Annotated in this window: 23 protein-coding genes; 8 read left to right on the plus strand and 15 right to left on the minus strand. The window is 71.3% G+C overall.

All coding sequences use genetic code 11. The features are described 5' to 3' along the window. Nucleotides 1–15 precede the first annotated feature (15 nt). Nucleotides 16–414: an STAS domain-containing protein gene (locus tag ACZ7L4_RS22450; RefSeq protein WP_472104919.1), complete on the plus strand. Its 399-nt coding sequence runs from the start codon at nt 16–18 to the stop codon at nt 412–414. Here ACZ7L4_RS22450 and ACZ7L4_RS22455 read toward each other — a convergent pair. Together ACZ7L4_RS22455 and ACZ7L4_RS22460 are read right to left on the minus strand one after the other, a co-directional pair. Beyond that, the gene (locus ACZ7L4_RS22455; RefSeq protein WP_472104921.1) at nt 325–1,302 is read right to left on the minus strand and encodes a sigma-70 family RNA polymerase sigma factor; all 978 of its coding nucleotides are present in this window, start codon (nt 1,300–1,302) and stop codon (nt 325–327) included. The two genes, ACZ7L4_RS22450 and ACZ7L4_RS22455, sit on opposite strands and share 90 nt — an antisense overlap. A 127-nt stretch (nt 1,303–1,429) precedes the next feature. Further along, on the minus strand, nt 1,430–2,692 hold the full coding sequence (locus ACZ7L4_RS22460) for an MFS transporter (RefSeq protein ID WP_472104923.1): 1,263 nt from the start codon (nt 2,690–2,692) through the stop codon (nt 1,430–1,432). Between the two features lie 63 nt (nt 2,693–2,755). Between ACZ7L4_RS22460 and ACZ7L4_RS22465 the strand changes: the two genes are divergently transcribed. Beyond that, entirely contained in the window at nt 2,756–3,751 is a 996-nt protein-coding gene (locus tag ACZ7L4_RS22465; RefSeq protein WP_472104925.1) for a LysR family transcriptional regulator, read from the plus strand. Nucleotides 3,752–3,853: 102 nt separating this feature from the next. Here ACZ7L4_RS22465 and ACZ7L4_RS22470 read toward each other — a convergent pair whose 3' ends face one another. Next, nucleotides 3,854–4,606 carry an alpha/beta hydrolase gene (locus ACZ7L4_RS22470; protein ID WP_472104927.1) on the minus strand — a complete coding sequence of 251 codons (753 nt, stop codon included), beginning with the start codon at nt 4,604–4,606 and terminating at the stop codon, nt 3,854–3,856. A gap of 141 nt (nt 4,607–4,747) precedes the next feature. Here ACZ7L4_RS22470 and ACZ7L4_RS22475 point away from each other — a divergent pair, with 141 nt between their 5' ends. Continuing rightward, the gene (locus tag ACZ7L4_RS22475; RefSeq protein WP_472104929.1) at nt 4,748–5,914 is read left to right on the plus strand and encodes an adenosine deaminase; all 1,167 of its coding nucleotides are present in this window, start codon (nt 4,748–4,750) and stop codon (nt 5,912–5,914) included. Nucleotides 5,915–6,061: 147 nt separating this feature from the next. Beyond that, entirely contained in the window at nt 6,062–6,388 is a 327-nt protein-coding gene (locus tag ACZ7L4_RS22480) for an ATP-binding protein (protein ID WP_472104931.1), read from the plus strand. Nucleotides 6,389–6,466: 78 nt separating this feature from the next. Here ACZ7L4_RS22480 and ACZ7L4_RS22485 read toward each other — a convergent pair whose 3' ends face one another. The 5 genes from ACZ7L4_RS22485 to afsQ1 all read right to left on the minus strand — a co-directional run bounded on the left by ACZ7L4_RS22485 (nt 6,467) and on the right by afsQ1 (nt 10,238). Continuing rightward, a complete protein-coding gene (locus tag ACZ7L4_RS22485) occupies nt 6,467–6,667 on the minus strand; it encodes a PspC domain-containing protein (RefSeq protein WP_422409200.1) in 201 nt (66 codons plus the stop codon). An 86-nt stretch (nt 6,668–6,753) separates the two neighbouring features. After that, on the minus strand, nt 6,754–7,296 hold the full coding sequence (locus tag ACZ7L4_RS22490) for a VanZ family protein (RefSeq protein ID WP_472104933.1): 543 nt from the start codon (nt 7,294–7,296) through the stop codon (nt 6,754–6,756). Nucleotides 7,297–7,396: 100 nt separating this feature from the next. Further along, on the minus strand, nt 7,397–7,999 hold the full coding sequence (locus tag ACZ7L4_RS22495; protein ID WP_472104935.1) for a hypothetical protein: 603 nt from the start codon (nt 7,997–7,999) through the stop codon (nt 7,397–7,399). Then, nucleotides 7,996–9,564 (minus strand): ATP-binding protein, encoded by a 1,569-nt coding sequence (locus ACZ7L4_RS22500; protein ID WP_472104937.1) that lies wholly within the window; start codon nt 9,562–9,564, stop codon nt 7,996–7,998. Before ACZ7L4_RS22500 ends, ACZ7L4_RS22495 begins: the two co-directional genes overlap by 4 nt. Beyond that, nucleotides 9,561–10,238 carry a two-component system response regulator AfsQ1 gene (gene afsQ1, locus ACZ7L4_RS22505; protein ID WP_013001223.1) on the minus strand — a complete coding sequence of 226 codons (678 nt, stop codon included), beginning with the start codon at nt 10,236–10,238 and terminating at the stop codon, nt 9,561–9,563. Before afsQ1 ends, ACZ7L4_RS22500 begins: the two co-directional genes overlap by 4 nt. A 253-nt stretch (nt 10,239–10,491) precedes the next feature. Between afsQ1 and ACZ7L4_RS22510 the strand changes: the two genes are divergently transcribed. Beyond that, on the plus strand, nt 10,492–11,256 hold the full coding sequence (locus ACZ7L4_RS22510) for a SigE family RNA polymerase sigma factor (protein WP_472104939.1): 765 nt from the start codon (nt 10,492–10,494) through the stop codon (nt 11,254–11,256). Between the two features lie 179 nt (nt 11,257–11,435). On the opposite strand, the gene ACZ7L4_RS22515 is transcribed toward ACZ7L4_RS22510, so the two are convergent. Next, entirely contained in the window at nt 11,436–12,083 is a 648-nt protein-coding gene (locus tag ACZ7L4_RS22515) for a uridine kinase family protein (protein WP_472104941.1), read from the minus strand. Nucleotides 12,084–12,208: 125 nt separating this feature from the next. On the opposite strand from ACZ7L4_RS22515, the gene ACZ7L4_RS22520 reads away from it, so the two are divergent. After that, the gene (locus ACZ7L4_RS22520) at nt 12,209–12,622 is read left to right on the plus strand and encodes a hypothetical protein (RefSeq protein ID WP_450817142.1); all 414 of its coding nucleotides are present in this window, start codon (nt 12,209–12,211) and stop codon (nt 12,620–12,622) included. 80 nt (nt 12,623–12,702) lie between these two features. On the opposite strand, the gene ACZ7L4_RS22525 is transcribed toward ACZ7L4_RS22520, so the two are convergent. The 3 genes from ACZ7L4_RS22525 to deoC are packed head-to-tail and all read right to left on the minus strand — an operon-like array spanning nt 12,703 to nt 15,988. Continuing rightward, nucleotides 12,703–13,599, minus strand: coding sequence for an aldehyde dehydrogenase family protein (locus ACZ7L4_RS22525; RefSeq protein WP_472104943.1), 897 nt, complete (start codon nt 13,597–13,599; stop codon nt 12,703–12,705). Next, nucleotides 13,592–15,028 carry an aldehyde dehydrogenase family protein gene (locus ACZ7L4_RS22530; protein WP_472104945.1) on the minus strand — a complete coding sequence of 479 codons (1,437 nt, stop codon included), beginning with the start codon at nt 15,026–15,028 and terminating at the stop codon, nt 13,592–13,594. The genes ACZ7L4_RS22525 and ACZ7L4_RS22530 overlap by 8 nt, the downstream gene beginning before the upstream one ends. Before the next feature lie 6 nt (nt 15,029–15,034). Continuing rightward, a complete protein-coding gene (gene deoC / locus ACZ7L4_RS22535; protein WP_472104946.1) occupies nt 15,035–15,988 on the minus strand; it encodes a deoxyribose-phosphate aldolase in 954 nt (317 codons plus the stop codon). A gap of 192 nt (nt 15,989–16,180) precedes the next feature. Here deoC and ACZ7L4_RS22540 point away from each other — a divergent pair, with 192 nt between their 5' ends. Then, a complete protein-coding gene (locus ACZ7L4_RS22540; protein ID WP_472104948.1) occupies nt 16,181–16,804 on the plus strand; it encodes a PH domain-containing protein in 624 nt (207 codons plus the stop codon). A 116-nt stretch (nt 16,805–16,920) separates the two neighbouring features. On the opposite strand, the gene ACZ7L4_RS22545 is transcribed toward ACZ7L4_RS22540, so the two are convergent. From ACZ7L4_RS22545 to ACZ7L4_RS22555, 3 genes are all read right to left on the minus strand, one after another. Next, a complete protein-coding gene (locus ACZ7L4_RS22545) occupies nt 16,921–18,567 on the minus strand; it encodes a phospho-sugar mutase (protein WP_472104950.1) in 1,647 nt (548 codons plus the stop codon). A 149-nt stretch (nt 18,568–18,716) separates the two neighbouring features. Next, nucleotides 18,717–19,541 (minus strand): purine-nucleoside phosphorylase, encoded by an 825-nt coding sequence (locus tag ACZ7L4_RS22550; protein ID WP_450817148.1) that lies wholly within the window; start codon nt 19,539–19,541, stop codon nt 18,717–18,719. Between the two features lie 116 nt (nt 19,542–19,657). After that, nucleotides 19,658–20,095, minus strand: coding sequence for a gamma-glutamylcyclotransferase family protein (locus ACZ7L4_RS22555; protein WP_385764484.1), 438 nt, complete (start codon nt 20,093–20,095; stop codon nt 19,658–19,660). 130 nt (nt 20,096–20,225) lie between these two features. On the opposite strand from ACZ7L4_RS22555, the gene ACZ7L4_RS22560 reads away from it, so the two are divergent. After that, nucleotides 20,226–21,674, plus strand: a complete 1,449-nt coding sequence (locus ACZ7L4_RS22560; RefSeq protein ID WP_450817149.1) for an NAD(P)H-quinone dehydrogenase — start codon at nt 20,226–20,228, stop codon at nt 21,672–21,674. Nucleotides 21,675–21,726 lie beyond the last annotated feature (52 nt).

The following is a 21,726-nucleotide window of genomic DNA, read 5'->3' on the forward strand; positions in this document are numbered from 1 at the left end:
CACGGTCATTCGTACGTGGCCGATTCCTCGCTCTCTCCCGAGTCCTCGCCCGTCGTGGTGCTCGCCGGGCCCATCCGCTCCGGCGACGCGCCCCGGCTGTGCGAACGCCTGCGCGCAGCCCTGCCCGGCGCCCACGCCGTGACCTGCGACGTCTCCGGCGTGACCACCGCCGATCTCCCGACCCTCGACGCGCTTGCCCGGATGCAGCTCTCCGCCCGCCGCGCCGGGTCACGGATGGTGCTCCGCGACCCGCCCGCGGGACTCGCCGTACTCCTCGAACTCGCGGGGATGGCCGCGGTGCTGGGAGCGGCCGCCGCCGAGGAGTCAGGCGTCGAGATGGTCCGGGACACCGAACAGCGGGAACCAGCGCTGCGTGTCGAGGAAGCAGTGATACCCCGCGATCCGCCCCGCTGAGAACTCGATGACCTGGATCGCCCAGGGCGTGAAGCCTCCCTTGTCCGGGTCCGGCTTGTAGTGGGCGAACGCCGGCGTCCCGTTCGACACCACCGGCAGCAGGCGCGAGCCCGCGCAGGACGCGCCGATCGTCGTCATGAAGCCCGTGATGTCCTCGGGGCCGCGCAGCCACAGGTCGAACGGCGGCATCGTCATGATGGCGTCCTCGGCGAGCAGCTCGGTGAGGGCCTTCATGTCGTAGCCCTCGAACGCCGCGATGTAGCGCTCCAGGAGCTTCTGCTGCTCCTCGTCGAGCGGATTCGCCGTCGCGGAGTCCGCGGGCGGGGCCTCCGCCAGCGTCGCCCGCGCCCGCTGCAGCGCGCTGTTCACCGACGCCACCGAGGTGTCCAGCAGGTCCGCGACCTCCTGGGCCTTCCACGCCAGGACCTCGCGCAGGATCAGCACCGCCCGCTGCTTCGGCGGCAGCTGCTGCAGCGCGGCGATGAACGCGAGCCGCACCGACTCCCGGGCCACGGCCGCCTCCGCCGGATCGTGCACCGTGGGCAGCACGCGGGCGTCCGGAATCGGTTCGAGCCACACATTGTCGGGACGGGGGTTGAGCGCGGCCTGGGCGAGCGGCGCCGCCGCCGTCAGGTCCATCGGGCGGGCCCGCTTGTTCCCCGCGTTCAGCGAGTCCAGGCACACGTTCGTCGCGATGCGGTACAGCCACGAGCGCAGCGACGAGCGGCCCTCGAACTTGTCGAAGCTGCGCCAGGCCCGGACCATCGTGTCTTGCACGGCGTCCTCGGCCTCGAACGCCGAGCCCAGCATCCGGTAGCAGTACCCGGTCAGCTCGACCCGGTGCTTCTCCAGGTCGTCGAGACCTGCCTTTGTCGCGGTGTCACTCATTTCAACGCCCCCATCGCCGCTGTGAGTTCCAGCACGACGAAAGCTACCGCAGCCCACTGACAACGGCCCCCCGACCTGGAAAAAGCCCAGGTCAAGAGGGGGCCGTCGGAACGCCAGGGGCGGTTGTTCAGATCGCCGGACGCGTCCGGGCCGCGTACGTGCCCCACACAGTGATCGCCACGACGCCGAGCACCGCGAGGAAGCCGAGGCCCACCGTCCCCGACCAGCCCGCCGCGTGGAAGGCGACCGCGCCGACGGCAGAGCCGACGCTCGACCCCACGTAGTACATGGTCTGGTAGAGCGCGGAGGCCTGCGCCCGCCCGTGCGTGGCGGTGTGGCTCACGGACGACGAGGCCGTGGCGTGCCCCGCGAAGAAGCCCGCCGTGATCAGCACCAGGCCCAGCAGGACGAGGACGATGTTCGGCACGAGGGCGAGGAGCAGCCCCGCCATGGTCGTGCCCGCCGCCAGGTACAGCGTGCCGCGCCGCCCGAGCCGCGTGACGAGGCGGCCCGCGGCGGCCGACGAGACCGTCCCCACCAGGTAGACGATGAAGATCGAGCCGACGACGCCCTGCGGGAGCGAGAAGGGCGCCGCGGACAGCCGGTAGCCGATCACCGTGTAGACCCCGCCGAACACCATCATGAACAGCGCGCCGATCAGGTACAGGCGGCGCAGCAGCGGGTTCGCGAGGTGGCTGCCGACCGTGGCGGCGAGGGCGCGCGGGCGCAGCGACCCCGGCGTGAAGTGGCGCGGAGTCGGCAGCAGCATCCGGAACGCGACGGCGCACGCCACCGCGATCACGCCGATCACCCCGACGGCCACCCGCCAGCCCCAGGCCTGCGCCAGCCAGCCGCCGATGATCCGGCCGCTCATGCCGCCGATGGAGTTGCCGGCGACGAACAGTCCGATGGCCGCGACCAGCGCCTTCGGCCGTACCTCCTCCGCGAGATACGCCATCGCGGACGCGGGAAGACCGGCCAGGGCGGCGCCCTGCAGCGCGCGCAGCGTGATCAGCGCGCCGAGCGAGGGCGCGAAGGGAACCAGGAGGCCCACCGCGACCGCCACCGTCAGCGAGGCGGTCATCACCGTGCGCCGCCCGAACCGCTCGGACAGGGCGCTCAGCGGCAGCACGCACACCGCGAGCGCGAAGGTCGAGGCGGAGACCGTCCAGGCCGCCGCGCTGGCGCTCGCGCCGTAGTCGTCGGAGATGAGGGGGAGCAGGGCCTGCGTCGAGTAGAGGAGCGCGAAGGTGGCGACTCCGGCGAGGAACAGGGCGAAGCTCATGCGGCGGTAGCCGGGGCCGCCGGGCGTCAGCCGGGTGTCGGCGGTGGGCTGGGGGTCGGCGACCGCGGCGGTGGGAGCGGCCGCCTGGCTACTGGCAGGTGACATGCCCTGAACGTAGGCTCACCTGCATTCATGCGTCCAATGCATGAAGAGGCCATAATCGTTCCCATGCAGCATGAGCAGAGGTCGGAGCAGCGCCTGTCACCCATTGGTGACACGGAAGACATCGTCACGCTCCTCGCCCCGCGCCTCGCCCACTTCGCCGGGGCCGCCCGCACCGAGCACGTCACGCGCGCGGCGCAGGAGATGAACGTGCCGCAGTCCACGCTCTCCCGCGCCCTGGTCCGCCTCGAACGCGACCTGGGCGTCGAGCTGTTCGCCCGGCACGGCCGCACGGTGTCGCTGACGCCCGCGGGCCGTACGTTCCTCGGCTCGGTGGAGCGCGCGCTCGGCGAGATCGAGAAGGCGGTCGAGTCGGTGCGTGCCGACGCCGACCCCGAGTCCGGCAAGGTCGCCTTCGGCTTCCTGCACACCATGGGTACGGAGACGGTGCCCGGCCTGATCCGCGCCTTCCGCGCCGAACACCCCCGCATCCGCTTCAGCCTCGTGCAGAACTACGGGGAGGCGATGCTGGAGCGGCTGCGCGCGGGGGAGCTGGACCTGTGTCTCACCTCGCCCGTCCCGGACGCGCCGGGCCTGGTCGCGCGCCGCCTCGACGAGCAGCGCCTGCGCCTCGTCGTCCCCGACCACCACCGCCTCGCCGCCCGCAAGCGCATCCGCCTGTCGGAGGCGGCCGAGGAAACCTTCGTCACCCTCGAACCGGGCTACGGGCTGCGCCGCATCTGCGACGACCTGTGCGCGGAGGCCGGGTTCACGCCCCGGATCGCGTTCGAGGGCGAGGAGGCGGAAACGCTGCGCGGCTTCGTCGCGGCCGGGCTCGGTGTCGCACTCCTGCCACCCCCGACCGTGCCGCGCCCGGGAGTCGTGGAACTGGCGGTGACGGGCCAGCGGGCGGTCCGCGAGATCGGCGTCGCCTGGCTGGACGGCCACCCGGACACCCCACCCGTAGCGGCCTTCAAGCGATTCCTGCTGTCGCGCAGGGGCAAACTCCTGCCGGAGCACAACACCTCAAGCGCCGCCAATTCAGGCACTGTCGGCGATTGAGGTGCGCAATTCAAGCCCCGCCGGCGATTGAGGCGCGGGGCCCGGGGCAGAGCCCCGCGACCGCACCCCCGGTCCAGCGCCACACTCACACCCGGCGCCCCACTAGAGCGTCCGCCCGAAGCCGGAGGCCAACGGCATCCGCAACCCCAACGGCGGCGGCGCCGCAAACGCATCCCGCAGCGGCCGCGAGAACGGCCGCCCGAACAGCGCGCCCATCGCGAAGTCCACGGCCAGCGAGGCGACTTCGAACCGATGCTGCGCCAGCCCGTGCCCGTCCGAGTGCACCTCGAACCGGCACACGTCACGGTTCGTCTTCTTCGCACGGCCCGCGAGCCGGAAGGACAACTCCGGGTCCGTGCGCCGGTCGTCGGTGCCGTGCACGATGAGGACCCGGCGGCCCGCGAGCTGCCTGACCGGCTCCAGGGGCGCGGCCACATCGTCCTCCGGCAGCCAAGGGGCCAGCGCCAGAACCGAGTTGACGGCGTCGTGGTCGGCCGCGTGCAGCGCCGCCCGGGCGCCCATGTCGATACCGGCGAGGCAGATCGGTACGTCCCCGTAGCGGCGCACGACCTCGTCGGCGGCCCACCGGGCGTCGCGCGCGAGTTCGGCCTGCGTCTCGTTCCAGCCGCGGCACCGGTACTGCACGACGTGCGCGACCAGGCCCGCCTCGCGCCCCGCGCGCGTGAGGCGGCGCGCGAGCGGACGCAGCGCCGCCCGGTCCACGGGCGAGGGTCTGCGGGTCGACGTCTCCTCGCCCGCGGGGAGCAGCAGCACCACGCCGCCCACCGCCCCCGGCACCGGCCCGGCCGCCCTGGCAAGCCGCGCCTCGCGGCCCTGCGTCGCTCGCTGCTGCATGACAGCACAGTGTCAGAAGCCCGGCGGGCGACGCCGGTGGTCGGGTCACTGTTGCGTATCGACGGATCATGTCGTTCACCGCGCGCAACGAACCGACAACGAACCGCAGCGATCTACGCGCGTAGGAGTTAGAGTGCGGAAATGACGAGCCCGATCACCGCGAACCCCAACAGCCCCCGGGTGCCGACCGCCGAGCAGATCCGGCGCGCCCCCAAGGTGCTCCTGCACGACCACCTCGACGGCGGCCTCAGGCCCGGCACGATCGTCGACCTGGCGCGCGAGCAGGGGTACGAGAACCTGCCGGAGACCGACCCCGACAAGCTCGGCGTCTGGTTCCGCGAAGCGGCCGACTCCGGTTCCCTGGAGCGGTACTTGGAGACGTTCAGCCACACCTGCGCCGTCATGCAGACGCGCGAGTCGCTGGTCCGGGTCGCCGCCGAGTGCGCCGAGGACCTCGCCGAGGACGGCGTCGTCTACGCCGAGATCCGCTACGCCCCCGAGCAGCACCTGGAACAGGGGCTCACCCTCGAAGAGGTCGTCGAGGCGGTCAACGAGGGCTTCAGGGAGGGCGAGCGGCGCGCGAAGGAGAACGGGCACCGCATCCGTGTCGGCGCCCTGCTCACGGCGATGCGGCACGCGGCCCGCGCCCTGGAGATCGCCGAACTCGCCAACCGTTACCGGGACCTGGGCGTCGTCGGCTTCGACATCGCGGGCGCAGAGGCCGGCTTCCCGCCCACCCGCCACCTCGACGCCTTCGAGTACCTCAAGCGGGAGAACAACCACTTCACGATCCACGCGGGCGAGGCCTTCGGCCTGCCGTCCATCTGGCAGGCCCTGCAGTGGTGCGGCGCGGACCGGCTCGGGCACGGCGTGCGCATCATCGACGACATCAAGGTGGAGGCGGACGGCGGCGTACAGCTCGGCCGCCTCGCCTCGTACGTGCGCGACAAGCGGATCCCGCTGGAGATGTGCCCCTCGTCGAACCTGCAGACCGGCGCCGCGAGCTCGTACGGGGAGCACCCCATCGGGCTGCTGCGAAAGCTGCACTTCAGGGCCACGGTCAACACCGACAACCGCCTCATGTCCGGTACCTCGATGAGCCGCGAGTTCGAGCACCTGGTCGACGCATTCGGTTACACGCTCGACGACATGCAGTGGTTTTCTGTCAATGCGATGAAGTCAGCATTCATTCCTTTCGATGAACGACTGGCGATGATCAATGACGTCATCAAGCCCGGATATGCCGAGCTGAAATCCGAATGGCTGTTCCGGCAGACCGCTTCCACCAGCGGTTCTGTCGACGAATAGGGGTTTTCGGGGAGGTGCTGACGCGGCCGGGAACGTTTGTTCCCGGCCGGTTTTCCCGGCGGTTCGCTGTTTGCGGGCGCAGCGAAGGAATGTTTACGGTCGTGGACCGCTCATTCCCCCGTCATCGTCAAGAGGACGCATTTCACAATGAAGCAGTCTGCTGTCAAGACCCTCGGTGTCGCCGCTCTCGGAGCCGCCTTCGCCGCCGCCGGCGCCGGTGCCGCGAACGCTGCCCCGGCCGTCCCCGACGCCACCGACGCCGTCGGTTCCGTGACCTCCGCCCTCCCGCTCGAGAACGTGACGTCGACGCTCCCCGGCGCCGAGTCCCTGGGCGGCGCCCAGACCGCGGTCGACAACGGCCTGCACACCGCCGCCCCGGTCGTCGACCAGGCCACCAAGACGGCCCTGCCCGCCGACGGCGGCGACGCCGTCTCCGGGCTGCTCGGCGGCCTGCCGGTCGGCGGCCTCAGCTGACCCGACCCACCGCACACGCCGAAGGGGCGCACCCGCGATCTCGCGGGCGCGCCCCTTCGGCGTGGGTGCGCACGGACGTCACCAGGCCTGGCGGACCTTGTTCTCACTCGGGAACAGGATCCACAGCGCGATGTAGAGCAGGAACTGCGGGCCCGGCAGCAGACACGAGACCACGAAGATCACGCGCATCGTGCTCGCGGAGGTGCCGAAGCGCCGTGCCAGCGCTGCGCACACTCCGCCGATCATCCGTCCGTTGGTGGGGCGGGCAAGGGCGGTCATGGTGGGCTCCTTCGCGAACCGTATGTCTTCGGTGTGTGGTGCTTACGTCTTCGAATGTACGGCGATCGACCCGGCAAAACGTCAGCTCACGGAGCGATGCCGACCCTGGGAATCGTCGGGGTCGGACCCTGAGCCGGCTCCTGCGGGGGGAGGGGCTCGCCGTCGGTCCTGCGGCGGAGCCGGGAGCGCAGGACGGGCACCACGAGGAGATGGGCGAGTGCGACGCCCACCGTGTTCAGGAGCAGCGAGTCGACGTCCACGACCTGACCCGGCACCCCGGTCTGCAGCAGTTCGATGCCGAGCGAGATCAGCGCGGCGACCGCGACCGTGCGCACAAGCGAACCCCACAGCGAAACGTACAGGCGGCCGCCCGCGACGGGCAGCAGCACGCCGAGCGGGGCCAGCAGCGCGAGACCCTCGCCGAGCCGCAGCGCGGCCTCGCGCCAGCCGAGCGCGAGGTCGGAGCGGATGCCGGCCAGGGGATGCAGGTTCGCCGCGCTGACCCAGGGCACATCCAGGGGGCGCAGCGTGAACCAGGCAACGAAGACGAGATGCGCGGCGAGCAGGACGATCCCTGCCGCACGGAAACGGACGGCGGCCCTGTGGCCGCCCGAGCGATGGCGCTGCACGCACCCCTAGACGCCGGGCGCGGGAGGATCGGTTCCGCCGAGGTTCCGCCGACGTTGCGCCGAGGTTCCTGCGCCGTCGCGCCGGGGCCCCGGGCGTTCGTCAGTTCAGGGTCTTCGTCGGAGCGGGGATCAGGCCCGGGCGGGCCTTCAGGGCCTCCGAGCAGGTGTACTCGCGGGGCGGGTCGGCGTCCGGGCCGCCGAGGATCACGTGCTCGTCGTCCTCCGCCGTGACCTCGCTGGTCGCGAACGTGCAGATGACCTGGGCCAGGGCGTACGGGGACAGGTCGTCCGGCGGGGAGTTCAGGCGGAGCGCGTCCGCGGGATCGCCCTCGCGCGGGCCCGAGACCCTGAGGCCGGAGCGGACGTCCGTCGTGTACCCCGCCGACTTCTCCTCGGCGGACGGGGCCGCGGCCAGCTGCGCCAGGAGCTCACGGGCCACCACGACCCGGTCGGAGGACTGGCCGCGCTCCAGCGTGATGGTCCGGTCGACCGTGACCAGCTGCGACGTACAGACCAGATAGACCTGCACCGGGAACTCGCCGCCCGCCTGCGCCTCCACCTTGTCCGAGCCCGACAGGGAACAGCCCACGCGTGTGGGAGCGGCGCCGAAGTCCGTCGGCACCTCCGTGGGACGGATCCCGCACCCCGCGAGCAGCAGCGAGGCGAGGCCGATGAGCGCCAAGGGGCGTACCCGTCGCGTCACTTCGCGGCACCGCCTTCCCGCGCTTCCCTGGCGTCCTCCTCCGTGGCGGAGGCGAGGGGCCCCGCGTCCCGCGGCAGGTGCAGCGTGAACACGGCACCTCCTTCGGGGGAGTTGGCGGCGCCGATCCGGCCCCCGTGGATCCGGGCGTTCTCCATGGCGATGGAGAGGCCGAGGCCGCTGCCCTCCGAGCGGGGCCGCGAGGCGCTCGCCTTGAAGAATCGGTCGAAGACGTGCGGCAGGACGTCATCGGGGATGCCGGGACCGTGGTCGCGCACGGCGATGACGATGTCGTCGCCCTCCACCCGCACCGAGACGCGCACGGGGGACCCGCCGTGCTTGAGCGCGTTGCCGATCAGGTTCGCGAGGATCACGTCGAGGCGGCGCGGGTCGAGGCGGGCGTGGATGCCGCGCTCGGCGTCGAGCTCGACGGCGTCCAGCCAGGCGCGGGCGTCGATGCAGGCGGTGATCTGGTCGGCGAGGTCGACGTCGTCGAGGACGAGCTTGGCGCTGCCCGCGTCGAAGCGGGTGACCTCCATGAGGTTCTCGACGAGGTCGTTCAGGCGCCGGGTCTCGCTGACCACGAGCCGTACGGCCGGTTCGATCATGGGGTCGACGGAGCCGGTCTCGGCGTCGAGCTCCTCCTCCAGGACCTCCGTCACCGCGGTGATCGCGGTCAGCGGCGTGCGCAGCTCGTGCGACATGTCGGCGACGAAGCGGCGCGAGGACTCGTCGCGGGAACTCATGTCCGCGACCTTCTTCTCCAGGTTCTCCGCCGTCTTGTTGAACGTACGGGACAGCTCCGCGAGCTCGTCCGTGCCGGAGACGCGCAGCCGGGTGTCGAGCTTGCCCTCGCCGAGGCGGCGCGCGGCGACGCCGAGCCGGTGCACGGGCTTGAGCACCGTCGTCGCGGCGGCCTGCGCGAGCAGCGCGGAGCCGATGAGGGCGAGCGCGGTGGCGATGCCGAGCGACCAGGCGAGCGAGCTGAGGTCCTTGGCCTCCGGCTCCAGGGACTTGAGCATGTAGCCGGTCGGCCCGTCGTCGACGGTGGCGCCGCCGACCAGGTACGGGGTGTCGTCCTGCGTGATCCGCTGCCAGTACAGGTGGTACGCGTGCTTGTTGCCGCCGTTGATCGGCTGCTTCTTGGTGACCGCGGCCCGCAGCGACTTCGGCACGTCGGCGACGGTGAACGCGTCCAGGTCCGAATTGCCCACGACCCTGCGGCCGTTCTCGTCCTTCGCCATGAGCATCACGCTGAAGTGCTGGCTGCTGCCCGCCATCAGGTTCGCCGCGTGCTGCAACTCGCCCTGCGTGGGCTCCTCGGGCAGCGCCGCCGCCCGGTTCTGCATCTCCTGCTTGAAGTCGCTGAGCGCCGAGTCCTGTGTGCGCGTGAGCACGGCCTCGCGATTGAGCCAGTACGCGATCCCCGACGCGGACACCGCCGCCGTCAGGGCCACGAGCGCGAACACGACGACCAGGCGCAGCCGGAGGCTGGTGAAGCGCAGGCCGGCGAGGAGGGTCTTCTTGGCCGCTGCCGCGCCCCGGAGCTTGTCGTGCGGCTTCGTCACTGAGGCGTGTCCAGCCGGTAGCCCACCCCGCGCACCGTACGGATCAGGGTCGGCGACGACGGCACGTCCTCGACCTTCGCGCGCAGCCGCTGCACACACGCGTCGACGAGCCGCGAGTCACCGAGGTAGTCGTGCTCCCACACCAGGCGCAGCAACTGCTGCCGGGACAGCGCCTGTCCGGGCCGCCTGCTCAGCTCGAGCAGCAGGCGCAGCTCGGTCGGCGTCAGCTGGAGGTCCTCGCCGTTCTTCGTCACCGTCATCGCGGCGCGGTCGATCACCAACGAGCCGAACGTCGCGGCATCGTTGGCCTCCCGCTCGCCGCGCCGCAGCACGGCCCGGATCCGCGCGTCGAGCACCCGCCCCTGCACCGGCTTCACGACATAGTCGTCGGCGCCGGACTCGAGGCCCACCACGACGTCGATGTCGTCGCTGCGCGCGGTCAGCAGGATGATCGGCAGTTGGTCCGTGCGCCGGATGCGGCGGCACACCTCGAAACCGTCGATGCCGGGCAGCATGACATCGAGGACGATCAGATCGGGCCGCTGCTCACGCAGCAGCTTCAGACCGTCCTCTCCGGTGGCAGCGGTGGCGACCCGGTGGCCCTGGCGCGTAAGTGACAGCTCCAGGGCCGTACGGATGGCGTCGTCGTCCTCGATCAGCAACAGGGAAGGCACAAGCGCCATTCTGGCCCATCAGAGGCCTTCAGTTCGACCGAGTGTGCGCGTCAGGTGCGGGGAAGCGGGACGGAACGGGCCCGGCGGGGGCGCTTCCTCCACGTCCGCTCCCTATTACGGGAGCCGCTGTGACAGGCCTGTGACAGTCGACGGACACCGTCATGAACTCGGACCGGCAAGCTTTTGGTCATCGCGAAGAAGCACCGCGACGACGACGCAGAAGTATTCGGTACTCCACGACGGGGGGCGCGAGATGAACACGCTGCACAGCACCAACTCAAGCGCGGTTGTCACGCGTCTGCACGACATGGGCCGAGTGGTTTCCGAGCGTCACGAGAAGTCCGGTGCCGTGAGCGGGCGGGGGTGCGCTCGCGGCACCGGGCGTCAGCACACCGGTCTCATGACGGTGGTTGACGCACGGGAAGCGGTCACCGAGGGGGGCCACGGGGGAGCCGCGTACAGGGGGGACTCGGGGGAGCAGCGCCGGACGTCCTTGTCGGAGGCCGAGTTCACGGCCTACGTCCAGGAGCGCCGCGCCTCCCTGTACGCAACCGCCTACCACCTGACCGGCGACCGGTTCGAGGCCGAGGACCTGCTGCAGAGCGCGCTGTTCTCGACGTACCGGGCCTGGGACCGGATCAGTGACAAGGCCGCGGTCGGGGGCTACCTCCGCCGCACCATGACGAACCTGCACATCAGCGCGTGGCGCCGCCGCAAGCTGAACGAGTACCCGACCGAGGAGCTGCCGGAGACGGCCGGCGACACGGACGCGATGCGCGGCACGGAGCTGCGCGCGGTCCTGTGGCAGGCGCTGGCCCGGCTGCCCGAACTCCAGCGCACCATGCTGGTCCTTCGTTACTACGAGGGCCGCACGGACCCGGAGATCGCGGAGATCCTCGACATCAGCGTGGGCACGGTGAAGTCCAGCATCTGGCGCTCGCTGCGGCGACTGCGCGAGGACGAGGTGCTGAGCTTCGGTCGTGACCAGGAGGAGTCCTTCGGCGAGCTCGTCGCCTGAAGGCCGGGGGGAACGGGGCCCTGTTCGGGGGAGCGGGGTTTCAGCACGGGGGAAGTACGGGGGAGCAGTAGGGGGGATCGGGCGGGACCGGAAGGCCGGGGGGTCTTTCCGGTCCCGTTCCGTGCTTATAAGCCCCTGCGGCGATTGAGCAGCGGGGTCCGGAGCAGAGCCCCGAGGCGTCAACCACGCTGCGGCCCAAGAGTCCGCGCCTTCACACACCGCCCCGCCGCGGCCGCCGCCACCCGCCCCAGCGCCTCCTCCTTGCCGCACGCGTGCGCGCCGAGCGCGACCTGACGGGACACGATGACCCGCTCCGTACGCATCAGACGCCAGCCGCGCCGCAACAGGAACGGCACCGACTTGCGGCCCTCCTTGAGGTCGCGCAGCAACCGGCGGCGGAACGTCGTCGACGGGCGGCCGCGCAGGCACAGCGCGTCGGCGAGCACGCCCAACTCCCGGCAGCGCTCCACGATGTCCGCCGCGAAGATGCCCTCCGCGATGAACAGCGGCGTGCGCTCGATGTCCAGCGTCTCCTCGCCCACCCGCGCGCTGACGGAGATGTCGTAGACGGGAACGCTCGTGCGGCCCTTCGCGCACAGCGCCACGATCGCGGCGACCGCGACCTCGGCGTCCCAGGACAGCGGCGAGTCCCAGTCGATGTCCGAAGTGCCCTCCACCAGCGGCAGCGTGGGGTCCCCCGCCTCCTTGTAGAAGTCGTCGAGGCACAGGACGGGCAGCCCGGAGCGGGCCGCGAACGACGACTTGCCGGAGCCCGAGGGGCCACAGAGCAGGACGACCCGCGTCGGTATCGGAGGATGCGAACTCACGAGACACCAGTGTGCGGCATGGCGACCCTGTCGCCGCCCCGCGTGGTGCCGTTGTGGCGCGCACCACGCCAACTACCCTGTGTACGCACATGATTACACAGGCGAAAGGTTTCGGGCGGAACACCATGGCACGACACGCAGACCACAAACCCACTTCCTCCGTGCGGCGCACCCTGATGCGCGTCGGACTCACCGTGTCCGCGGCGGGCGCGGTCGTCGCAGCGGGGGGCGCCTCCGCGAGCGCGGCGCCGATCCCGCTGCCGCAGACGCAGACCGGTGACGAGAACGTCGACGCGGCGGTCGGCGGCGTATCGACGGCGCTCGACTCGGCGACGTCGAACGGTCTCGGCACGCTGAAGAAGCTGCCGCTCGACCCGCTGGCCAATACGGGCGTCGACCCGCTGGACAACTCGATCGGCACGCAGGTCGCGGACTTCGTGCCGGTCAGCACGGCCGCGGTCACCGGGCCCATCGCCTCCGGGGCGTCGCTGGAGGAGCTGCCCGTGGTGGGCCCCGCGACGAAGGTGCTGCCGGGCTGACCCGGCGCATGACAGTGGCCCCGGCTCCTCCTGGACGGCGGAGGAGCCGGGGCCACTGTCCGCCCTCGTACGAGGGTGGGCTAGTACGCGGAGCCGGACGCGCCCAGCGAACCCGTCGGGTGCCAGACCGTCTTGGTCTCCAGGAAGTACGTCAGGCGGTCCGTGCCCGGGTCCGACGCGAAGTCCTCCACAGGCTGTGGACGGCGGACGCGCTTCAGGTTGTCCGCGGCGGCGATCTCCAGCTCCTTGGCCAGATCGGTGTCGGCGCCCGTGAGGTCGATGCCGTTCACGTCCTGGTGCGCGGCGAGCGACGGGGCGATCTCCGACGCCTTGCCGGACAGGATGTTCACGACGCCGCCCGGCACGTCCGAGGTCGCGAGCACCTCGCCGAGGGAGAGCGCGGGCAGCGGGGACTTCTCGCTGGTGATCACGACGACCGTGTTGCCGGACGCGATCACCGGGGCGATCATCGAGACCAGGCCGAGGAACGACGACAGCTGCGGCGCCACGACCGCGACGACACCGGTCGGCTCGGGCGTCGAAAGGTTGAAGAACGGGCCCGCCACCGGGTTCGCCCCGCCGACGACCTGGCCGATCTTGTCGGTCCAGCCCGCGTACCAGACCCAGCGGTCGATCGCGGCGTCCACGACGGCCGCGGCCTTCGACTTGCTCAGGCCCTCCGCCTCGGCGACCTCGCGCGCGAACTGCTCGCGGCGGCCCTCCAGCATCTCGGCGACGCGGTACAGGACCTGACCGCGGTTGTACGCCGTCGCACCCTGCCAGCCGCCGAAGGCCTTGCGGGCGGCGACCACGGCGTCACGGGCGTCCTTGCGGGACGACAGCGGGGCGTTGGCCAGCCACTCGCCGGTCTTGCGATCGGTCACTTCGTACACCCGGCCGCTCTCGGAACGCGGGAACTTCCCGCCGACGTACAGCTTGTAGGTCTTGAAGACGCTCAGGCGGTTCTGATCAGACATCGAGGTAGGCCTCCAGACCGTGGCGGCCACCCTCGCGGCCGAAGCCCGACTCCTTGTACCCGCCGAACGGCGAGGTCGGGTCGAACTTGTTGAACGTGTTGGCCCAGACGACCCCGGCGCGGAGCTTGTTCGCGACCGCGAGGATGCGCGAGCCCTTCTCCGTCCAGATGCCGGCCGAGAGGCCGTACTGCGAGTTGTTGGCCTTGGCGACGGCCTCGTCCGGCGTGCGGAAGGTGAGGACGGACAGCACCGGGCCGAAGATCTCGTCGCGGGCGACGGTGTGCGCCTGCGTGACGTTCGTGAAGAGCGTCGGCGCGAACCAGTAGCCGGAGGAGGGGAGTTCGCAGGGCGCGCTCCAGCGCTCGGCGCCCTCGGCCTCGCCCTGCTCGGTGAGCGCGGTGATGCGCGCGAGCTGCTCGGCGGAGTTGATGGCGCCGATGTCGGTGTTCTTGTCGAGCGGGTCGCCGAGGCGCAGCGTCGACAGGCGGCGCTTCAGGCTGTCGAGCAGCTCGTCCTGGATCGACTCCTGGACCAGGAGGCGGGAGCCCGCGCAGCAGACCTGGCCCTGGTTGAAGAAGATGCCGGTGACGATGCCCTCGACGGCCTGGTCGATCGGGGCGTCGTCGAAGACGATGTTCGCGCCCTTGCCGCCGAGTTCGAGCGTCAGTTTCTTGTCCGTGCCGGCGACGGTGCGGGCGATCTCCTTGCCGACGGCCGTGGAGCCGGTGAAGGCGACCTTGTTCACGTCGGGGTGGGCGACGAGCGCCGCGCCCGAATCCCCGTACCCGGGAAGGATGTTGACGACGCCCTTCGGCAGGCCCGCCTGGCGGCAGATGTCCGCGAAGAACAGCGCGGACAGCGGGGTCGTCTCGGCGGGCTTCAGGACCACCGTGTTGCCGGTCGCGAGCGCCGGGGCGATCTTCCACGCCAGCATGAGCAGCGGGAAGTTCCACGGGATGACCTGCCCGGCGACGCCCAGCGGCTTCGGCGCGGGGCCGAACCCGGCGTGGTCGAGCTTGTCGGCCCAGCCCGCGTAGTAGAAGAAGTGCGCGGCGACGAGCGGGAGGTCCGCGTCGCGGGTCTCCTTGATCGGCTTGCCGTTGTCCAGCGTCTCCAGGACGGCCAGCTCGCGGCTGCGCTCCTGGATGATGCGGGCGATGCGGAACAGGTACTTGCCGCGCTCGGCGCCCGGTAGTGCGGACCACTTCTCGAACGCCTTGCGGGCCGCCTTCACGGCACGCTCGACATCGGCCTCACCGGCCTGCGCGACCTCGGAGAGGACCTCCTCGGTGGCGGGGGAGACGGTCTTGAAGACCTTGCCGTCGGCGGCGTCGGTGAACTCGCCGTCGATGAAGAGCCCGTAGGAGGGCGCGATGTCGACGACGGAGCGGGACTCGGGCGCCGGAGCGTACTCAAATACAGATGCCATGGGTGATCAGTCCACCGTCACGTAGTCGGGACCGGAGTAGCGGCCTGTCGCCAGCTTCTGACGCTGCATCAGCAGGTCGTTCAGGAGGCTGGAGGCGCCGAAGCGGAACCAGTGGTTGTCGAGCCAGTCCTCGCCCGCGGTCTCGTTCACGATGACCAGGAACTTGACGGCGTCCTTGGAGGTGCGGATGCCGCCCGCGGGCTTCACGCCGACCTGTACCCCGGTCGCGGCGCGGAAGTCGCGGACGGCTTCGAGCATGAGGAGGGTGTTCGCCGGCGTGGCGTTGACACCGACCTTGCCCGTCGATGTCTTGATGAAGTCGGCCCCGGCCAGCATGCCGATCCAGCTAGCGCGCCGGATGTTGTCGTACGTCGAGAGCTCGCCGGTCTCGAAGATGACCTTGAGGCGGGCGGCGCCGGAGGCCTCCTTGACCGCGCGGATCTCCTCGTAGACCTTCATGTACTTGCCGGCGAGGAAGGCGCCGCGATCGATGACCATGTCGATCTCGTCCGCCCCCGCGGCCACGGCCTCCCGTACGTCCCCGAGCTTGACCTCGAGGGCCGCGCGGCCGGCCGGGAACGCGGTCGCGACGGAGGCGACCTTCACGTCCGTGCCGGCGACGGCGGCCTTCGCGGTGGCCACCATGTCGGGGTAGACGCAGACCGCCGCCGTGCGCGGCGTGCCGCGGTCGGTGGGGTCCGGGTTGACCGCCTTGGCGCCGAGGGCCCGGACCTTGCCCGGGGTGTCGGCGCCTTCCAGGGTCGTCAGGTCGATCATCGAGATGGCCAGGTCGATGGCGTACGCCTTCGCCGTGGTCTTGATGGAACGGGTCCCGAGCGAAGCGGCGCGCGCCTCCAGGCCGACCGCGTCGACGCCGGGCAACCCGTGCAGGAAGCGGCGCAGCGTGCTGTCGGACGCGGTGACGTCGCTGAGAGCGGGTGCGGGTGCAGAACTGGGCATGGTCACGAGGGGAGCATATCTACGCGCGTAGCGGCTGTACAGGTCGCGGTGCGGTTGCGGGAGCCGGGGTTGACGTCTCGGGGCTCTGCCCCGGACCCCGCGCCTCAATCGCCGGCGGGGCTTGATCTTGCCCAGCCGCTCAATCGGCCAGCTGACGGCCATGGGGCTTGACGGGTCGGGCACAATCGAGCCATGACGAGCAGCCAGACCACACCTCCGCAGGCAACAGACCGGATCTATCGGTCTCCCGCCGGTATCGCGGGCGGTGTCGCGCTGATCCTGATGGGCGCCTGGCTGGGCGGCGACGCGGTGGTCAACGGGGAGGGGCGGACGCCCTGGACGGTGCTCGCCGTGCTGTTGTTCGTGGTGCCGCTCGTCGTCGCGTTCACGATCCGGCCGGCCGTCTTCGGGAACGAGGACCGGCTGCGCGTGCGCAACCCGTTCCGTGACATCACGCTGCCGTGGGCCACGGTCTCGGGCTTCAGGTCCGGGTACTCGAACGAGGTGCTCGTCGAGGAGGGCACCAAGTACCAGCTCTGGTCCATCCCCGTGTCGCTGCGCGGCCGGCGCAAGGCGCAGCGCCAGCAGATGCGTGCGGCCAAGGGCGGCCGCACGCCCACGGGGGCCAGCGGCCTCCCGGTGACCGAACAGCGCTCGCCCGGCGACCAGGCCATGGACGAACTCCGCGACCTCCACGAGACCCGCGCCGGCGCCGACACCTCCCAGGGCACCCCGAAGACCCGCTGGGCCTACGAAATCATCGCCCCGGCGTTCGTGGGAGCTGTGCTCCTCGTGGTGCTCATCGCGCTCGGCTAGCCACCTATTGAGCCCTCGTGGCGCATCTAGCGGCTGGGCAAAATCAAGCCCCTGCGGCGATTGAGCAGCGGGGTCCGGGGCAGAGCCCCGGGACCGCAACCACGGCTGACGCCGAACTAAATTCCTGCCGCAACCGCAAGGTCCCGCTTGATCGCCGCCAACCGCTCCACGGCAGTGGCCCGCGCCGCAGGCAACGCCGACCGATCGGCGACCGCCACCACGACCTCCAGGTAACACTTCAGCTTCGGCTCCGTCCCCGACGGCCGCACCACGACCCGCGCCCCGTCCAGGGTGTACCGGAGCCCGTCCGTGGGAGGCAGCCCGCCCTCCCCCTCGGAGAGGTCGTCCGCGCGGGTCACCGCGAGCCCCGCCAGCTCCACCGGCGGAGCCTCCCGCAGACGACGCATCGCGTCCGCGATCACCGACAGGTCCTCGACCCGCACGCTCAACTGGTCCGTGGCGTGCAGCCCGTGCGCCAGCGCCAGGTCGTCGAGCGCGTCGAGGAGCGTACGGCCCTGGGCCTTCAGCTCGCTCGCCAGCTCGGTCACGAGCAGCGCCGCCGTGATGCCGTCCTTGTCGCGCACGCCCTCGGGGTCGACGCAGTAGCCGAGCGCCTCCTCGTAGCCGTAGCGCAGGCCCTCGACGCGGGCGATCCACTTGAAGCCGGTCAGCGTCTCCTCGTACGGGAGGCCCGCCGCCTCGGCGATCCGGCCGAGCAGCGAGGACGACACGATCGACTCGGCGAGCACGCCGCTCACGCCCCGCTTCACCAGGTGCGCCGCGAGGAGCGCGCCCACCTCGTCGCCGCGCAGCATCCGCCAGTCGCCGCCGTCCGGCACGGCCACGGCGCAGCGGTCGGCGTCCGGGTCGTTGGCGATGATCAGGTCCGGCGCCTCGGGCAGCGAGCGGGCCGTCGCGAAGGACAGGTCCATCGCCCCCGGCTCCTCCGGGTTCGGGAACGCGACCGTGGGGAAGTCCGGATCGGGCTCGGCCTGCTCCGGCACGAGTACCGGCTCGGGGAAGCCCGCGCGGGCGAAGGCGGCGAGGAGGGTGTCCTTGCCGACGCCGTGCATCGCCGTGTAGACGGTGCGGGCGCCGCGGGCCGAGCCCGGCGCGAGGACCGCGTCCGTGCGCGCGAGGTACGCCTCCAGGACGTCCTCGCCGAGCGTCTCCCAGCCCGACTCCGCGCGCGGTACGTCGTTGAGGGACACCACCGCGTCGATCTCGGCGGCGATCTCCGCGTCTGCGGGCGGCACGATCTGCGAGCCGTCGCCGAGGTAGACCTTGTAGCCGTTGTCGCGCGGCGGGTTGTGCGAGGCCGTGACCTCGACGCCCGCGACCGCGCCCAGGTGCCGTATGGCGAAGGCGAGCACGGGGGTGGGCAGCGGGCGGGGCAGGACCGCGGCGCGCAGCCCGGCCCCCACCATCACGGCGGCCGTGTCGCGCGCGAAGTCCGCCGACTTGTGGCGCGCGTCGTAGCCGATGACGACCGGCCCGTCCGTCTGCCCCTTGGCCTTCAGGTACGCCGCCAGGCCCGCGGCCGCGCGGATGACCACCGCACGGTTCATCCGCATCGGGCCCGCGCCCAGCTCACCGCGGAGACCCGCGGTGCCGAACTGGAGCGTGCCCGCGAAGCGCTCCGCGATCGATTCCAGGTCGCCGGTCTCGATGAGCTTGGCGAGCTCCTCGCGGGTCTCCGGGTCGGGGTCCTCCGCGAGCCAGGTCTTCGCCCGGTCGAGCGGTGTGCTGCCTGATTCGGTCACGGTTCGCATTCCTTACGGGGAGTTCTTGGCCTGCAACGGGGTTGCGGTCTCGGGGCTCTGCCCCGGACCCCGCTGCTCAATCGCCGCAGGGGCTTGATTGTCCGGACCGGCGCCCACATTCTGCGGGAACGGGGCCCGGCAGCCGGGGATCAGATCTTCGCGAGGACCTTCGTCAGCAGGTCGCCCATGGCGGTCGCCGAGTCGCGGCCCGCCTGGAGGACCTCTTCGTGGTTGAGGGGCTCGCCGGACAGGCCCGCCGCCAGGTTCGTCACCAGGGAGATGCCGAGCACCTCGGCGCCCGCCTCGCGGGCCGCGATGGCCTCCAGGGTGGTGGACATGCCGACCAGGTCGGCGCCGAGGATCCCGGCCATCCGGACCTCGGCGGGGGTCTCGTAGTGCGGGCCGGGGAACTGGGCGTACACGCCCTCTTCCAGGCTCGGGTCGATCTCCTGGCACAGCGCGCGCAGCCGCGGCGAGTACAGGTCGGTGAGGTCGACGAAGTTGGCGCCGACGATCGGCGAGGCCGCCGTCAGGTTGATGTGGTCCGAGATCAGGACCGGCTGGCCCGGGCGCATGCCCTGGCGCAGACCGCCGCAGCCGTTGGTGAGCACGACGGTCTTGCAGCCCGCCGCGGCGGCCGTGCGCACGCCGTGCGCGACGGCGGCGACGCCGCGGCCCTCGTAGAAGTGCGTACGGCCCAGGTAGACCAGGGCGCGCTTCTCGCCGACCTGGTACGAGCGGACCGTGCCGCCGTGGCCCGCCACCGCGGCGCCGGTGAAACCGGGCAGCTCGGTGAAGGGGAACTCGGCGGCGGGCTCGCCCAGCGCCTCGGCGGCGGGCGCCCAGCCCGAGCCCATCACGAGGGCGACGTCGTGGGTCTCGGCGCCCGTCAGCTCGCGCAGCCGCGCGGCGGCGGCGTCGGCGGCTGCGTACGGGTCGGCCAGGACGTTGTCCGGAGTAAGAGAAGCGTTCACGCCGACGAGGGTAGCCTGTCGTTGCCTACGCGCGTAGATGTCGGAGGTCACGTCCTTGTGATCGTTGCTTTGTCGTTTCCGACGAACGGGGGTGCGGGAAGCGCTTCCGGGCGCCCTCAGCAGGGGCGCTTGCGCAGCTCCATCGCGTAGTCGTGCGGCGCGCCCGCGGACTCGGCCGCGTCGGCGATCTCGCCCAGGTACCGCGCGGAGGGGAGACCGCCCTCGTACCCGTTCAGTACGTAGAGCCACGCGGGCTCCTCGCCCTCCAGGGTGTCCACGCGGACCCGCATCCGCCGGTAGATGTCGAGGCCGACGCCCTCCCAACGGTCCATCGACTCCTCGTCCATCGGAGCGATGTCGTACAGCGCGACGAAGACCTGTGAACGCGGCGCCTCGACGATCGTGGCGAGTGCGCCCTCCCAGCCCATGTGCTCGCCCCCGAACGTGAGCCGCCAGCCGTTCAGCCAGCCGGTCGCGCGCAGCGGCGAGTGCGGGGCGCGGCGCGTCATGAGCCGCGCGTCGAGATTGCCGGCGTACGCGGCGTAGAGCGACATGGGACCGAGCGTACGTCAGTGGACCCACGTGTCTCGTGAGTAACGGAAGCACCCCTCTTACGAGGAGATACGCGCGCCCCGCGCCCGGACGGGGGCCCCGGCTCGGTGCGGGCTTGAAGCGTGCGGGACAATGGGGCATGTGACTCGGATCGTGATCATCGGTGGCGGACCTGGCGGATACGAGGCGGCGTTGGTGGCCGCGTCCCTCGGCGCGGAGGTGACCGTCGTCGACTGCGACGGCCTCGGCGGGGCGTCGGTGCTCACCGACTGCGTGCCGTCGAAGACCCTGATCGCCACGGCCGAGGTGATGACCACCTTCGACTCCTCTTATGAAGAGCTCGGCATCATCGTCGAGGACGACACCCCCGACCCGGACAGCCCGGCCCGCGTCGTCGGCGTGGACCTCGGCAAGGTCAACCGCCGCGTGAAGCGCCTCGCGCTCGCCCAGTCCCACGACATCACCGCCTCCGTCACCCGCGCGGGCGCGCGCGTGCTGCGCGGCAAGGGCCGCCTGGACGGCCAGCAGGCGCTCGACGGCTCCCGCAAGGTGATCGTCACCGCGGCCGACGGCAGCGAGGAGACCCTCGTCGCCGACGCCGTGCTGCTGTGCACCGGCGGCCACCCGCGCGAGCTGGCCGACGCGCAGCCCGACGGCGAGCGGATCCTCAACTGGACGCAGGTGTACGACCTGGACGAGCTCCCCGAGGAGCTCATCGTGGTCGGTTCCGGTGTCACCGGCGCCGAGTTCGCCGGTGCCTACAAGGCCCTCGGCTCCAAGGTCACCCTCGTCTCCTCCCGCGACCGCGTGCTGCCGGGCGAGGACCCGGACGCCGCCGCCGTCCTGGAGGACGTGTTCCGGCGCCGCGGCATGAACGTCATGGCCCGCTCCCGCGCCGCCTCCGCCAAGCGCGTCGGCGATCGCGTGGAGGTCACGCTCTCCGACGGCCGGGTCATCTCCGGCACGCACTGCCTGATGGCGGTCGGCGCCGTCCCCAACAGCGAGGGCCTCGGCCTGGAGGAAGCGGGCGTCAAGGTCAAGGAGTCGGGCCACATCTGGACCGACAAGGTCAGCCGCACGACCGCTCCCGGCGTGTACGCGGCCGGCGACGTGACCGGCGTCTTCGCCCTCGCGTCCGTCGCCGCGATGCAGGGCCGCATCGCGATGTACCACTTCCTGGGCGACGCGGTGACGCCGCTGAACCTCAAGACGGTCTCGTCGAACGTCTTCACCGACCCGGAGATCGCGACCGTCGGCTACACGCAGGCCGACGTCGACTCGGGCAAGATCGACGCCCGCGTCGTCAAGCTGCCGCTGCTGCGCAACCCGCGCGCGAAGATGCAGGGCATCCGGGACGGCTTCGTCAAGATCTTCTGTCGTCCGGGCACGGGCATCGTGGTCGGCGGAGTGGTCGTCGCCCCGCGCGCTTCGGAACTGATCCACCCCATCTCGATCGCGGTCGACAACAATCTGACCGTCGAGCAGATCGCGAACACGTTCACCGTGTACCCCTCGCTGTCGGGCTCGATCGCCGAAGTGGCGCGGCAGCTGCACACGCGGAAGATCGCCGAAGAGAGCTGATTTCCGGCAACGGGCCGCAGGTCACGGTGAGTTGCGGCCCATGCGCGGGGCA

Source organism: Streptomyces sp. NPDC107575 (genome assembly GCF_055657265.1).